5 protein-coding genes are annotated in these 2362 nt (G+C 52.7%); 2 read left to right on the forward strand and 3 right to left on the reverse strand.

All coding sequences use genetic code 11. From position 1 onward, the window contains the following. The 3 genes from A8707_RS30795 to A8707_RS26030 form a co-directional block, all read right to left on the reverse strand. Positions 1 to 145 (reverse strand): MerR family DNA-binding transcriptional regulator (locus A8707_RS30795; RefSeq protein ID WP_156518903.1); only part of this gene is annotated, 145 nt, incomplete at its 3' end. Between the two features lie 131 nt (positions 146 to 276). After that, positions 277 to 507 carry a hypothetical protein gene (locus A8707_RS26025; RefSeq protein WP_068820344.1) on the reverse strand — a complete coding sequence of 77 codons (231 nt, stop codon included), beginning with the start codon at positions 505 to 507 and terminating at the stop codon, positions 277 to 279. Positions 508 to 963: 456 nt separating this feature from the next. Then, positions 964 to 1347 (reverse strand): nuclear transport factor 2 family protein, encoded by a 384-nt coding sequence (locus A8707_RS26030; RefSeq protein ID WP_068820346.1) that lies wholly within the window; start codon positions 1345 to 1347, stop codon positions 964 to 966. Positions 1348 to 1657: 310 nt separating this feature from the next. Here A8707_RS26030 and A8707_RS26035 point away from each other — a divergent pair, with 310 nt between their 5' ends. Together A8707_RS26035 and A8707_RS28775 are read left to right on the forward strand one after the other, a co-directional pair. Further along, a complete protein-coding gene (locus tag A8707_RS26035) occupies positions 1658 to 2074 on the forward strand; it encodes a cytochrome P450 (RefSeq protein WP_068820348.1) in 417 nt (138 codons plus the stop codon). A gap of 82 nt (positions 2075 to 2156) precedes the next feature. Then, on the forward strand, positions 2157 to 2362 hold a 206-nt coding region (locus A8707_RS28775; RefSeq protein ID WP_197485099.1), incomplete at its 3' end, for a hypothetical protein.

Below are 2362 nucleotides of genomic sequence, written 5' to 3' on the forward strand. Positions count from 1 at the left end.
CTAATCCCCGCAACTGTGCGAGGTCATAGCGTCGATGCCCAGAGGGAGACCGCTCAACCTCAATCTTGCCTGCGCTTTCCCAGCGACGTAAGGTATCCCGAGAAACTCCTAACTCTGCGGCAGCTCGACCGATTCCTACTTTCATCCTTCTATTCTACGCAAGGACAACCCACGTTCTTAACCCTGCATAGCTTTGCCTACTTTTTGGACTCTTTCCTAAGAGATACCTCCGGTGAGAGAGGCGGTACCCGTGAGCCTTCTCAGATCCCGTCAATCTTATCGCCACATCCGCCAAGTTGCGCCAATGCCAGCGCCAGTCCCAGCGACCAGTCCAGTGCTCATACCTTCGAGGATCTTGGTCGTTGATGATTGAGTCAGGCAATCCAGCGTCGGAACTGCCGTTTGTAAACATTGATCGCTCTGAGCTTGGCTTGCAGTGCCGCCCAACACAACCCCCACCCCGCTGCAAAAGACAATAAAGAGAACCAACCGATGCTTCTTACTCATTCTGTACTGTTCATCTCGGTGAAACTCTCTACATTATGACGAGGTCATAGGTCCGTGAGCCGCCTCGTCCGAAAATATTGCCGCTCCCCAGCATGGGTTGAATGCGGCTCACGGGATGGGTATCTTGGCTAGGGCTACCTTGGCTTAATTGGCTCTGACCTCTGCACCTTTCACCTCACCTCACTTCTGCACAGCGCTTCACCGTTTGAAAAGAGCAAGCTCAGTCTTTAAGGAGGGGTTAATGATTTTTAGGGGAGGAAGCAGAAGCGCTGAAGGACCCTCACACCGCAATCGCCACGGGCAAGCCAAAATTCTTACCTCAGACGAAATCAAGAGATTGTTTGAGGCCAGCTTACTTGCGTTCACACAAATATCGGGTCAAGCGACCCATGAAAAGGCTCTACCTGCACTTTCTCTCTGACAGCGTTCTAAATCTGGGGTGGCTAGAGGGCATGGTTAGGCTCCGAGTCTGGACGATGGAAGTGGACAGACTTCCATGGCTTGAATCAAGCCACGCTCAAGGGTGAAACGGTGACCAACGTGCTCATCGGCAAGCACGGCTCCGACCAGATCGCGCACGACTTGATGCACCTCGACCAAGACCTGCCCCGCATCCTCTGGGTGAAAGGCAACCGGCTCGACGTGGGGATTGATTTCCCTCCACTGCTCCGTCCAGTAAGCGCGAACTTCTTCAGGTCCACGGACAAAACCGCCTTTGAACGCCTTCGGCCAAGCCACGTCGGGAGTCATGAGGGCGAGCGCGGCATCAATGTCGCGCACGTTAAAGGCCGCGTACGCTGCACGTAGCAGCTCGATTTTTAGTGCAGATTGATCTGTCATAAAAGGTCGGTGGAGATGGAAGATATTGTCAACTTAACCGTTCACAGGCTTGTTTATTGAGAAATTGCCTGATTTTCAAAGGCTGAAAGGTTTATTCCTCCGTGAATATAAGTGTGTTCATTCTCAATAACCAGAGCGGAATCCAGTTAAGTTGACAATACCTACTCAGACCCCTGAGATCTATGCAACTTTGGGATCGCCCGCGCACTTACCCGGATTAAGGACCCGGAAGAACGCCATGCATGTGCCTACCCCCAAAACACCAAGACTTCTGCAAGCCGCCCAGTGAGTTATCGACCCGGTCGGCTACATGACCACCAATTTTAAGCACTACGGAGACATCTTTGCAGCCCCACTGGTCTTCGGGAGCGATGAACTGGTGGTGTTAGTAAACGAGCCCAAGGCGATGCAGTATCTCCTAACCCACGACACGGGCCAGGAATTCACCGCGCCTGGAGAGCCTCTGTTGGAGCCAGTGGTCGGTCGGCAAAGCATGATGCTACTCAGCGGCAATCAACATCGGAACCGTCGGCAGTTAGTCATGCCTCCTTTTCAGGGGGAACGCCTCAAGGCTTATGGGAAAATGATCCAGCAAATTACCCAGGACGCGATTCTACTCGACCTAAGACCCCATCATCACGAATTTGTCTCGATGTCATTTAATTTGGCTCTGTACATCCTCTTTCTAGAGTGTGATGACAGCAACTCGTCATTCCACCATGATTGACACGAGCCGCTTTTCCCAGGGGTAAATCATCTGTTGCACGGGAAAAGGCAATCACGGTGCCTTGGTGTAGAGGACTCAAGTTATGCAAAGATTTCCAAATCAACGTGGTGTCCGCCCCACTGCCATGCTCCTTTCAGCGCTCCTGACTGTGCCCTTGTTTGCGGGATGTGGTCAGCGTCAGGCTACTGTACCGCCGCCAGTCGATGACACGCGCACTGCGACTACTACAGCAGCGCCGACGGAGCAGAAGAAGGGCATGAGTAATGTTCAGAAAGGAGCAGTCTTGCA

The organism is Phormidesmis priestleyi BC1401 (assembly GCF_001650195.1).
Lineage (GTDB): Bacteria > Cyanobacteriota > Cyanobacteriia > Leptolyngbyales > Leptolyngbyaceae > Phormidesmis_A > Phormidesmis_A priestleyi_B.

Coding starts and splice junctions, on each gene's coding strand:
- A8707_RS26025 (WP_068820344.1), bottom strand. CDS start 507: ATGAGTAAGAAGCATCGGTTGGTTCTCTTTATTGTCTTTTGCAGCGGG.
- A8707_RS26030 (WP_068820346.1), bottom strand. CDS start 1,347: ATGACAGATCAATCTGCACTAAAAATCGAGCTGCTACGTGCAGCGTAC.
- A8707_RS26035 (WP_068820348.1), top strand. CDS start 1,658: ATGACCACCAATTTTAAGCACTACGGAGACATCTTTGCAGCCCCACTG.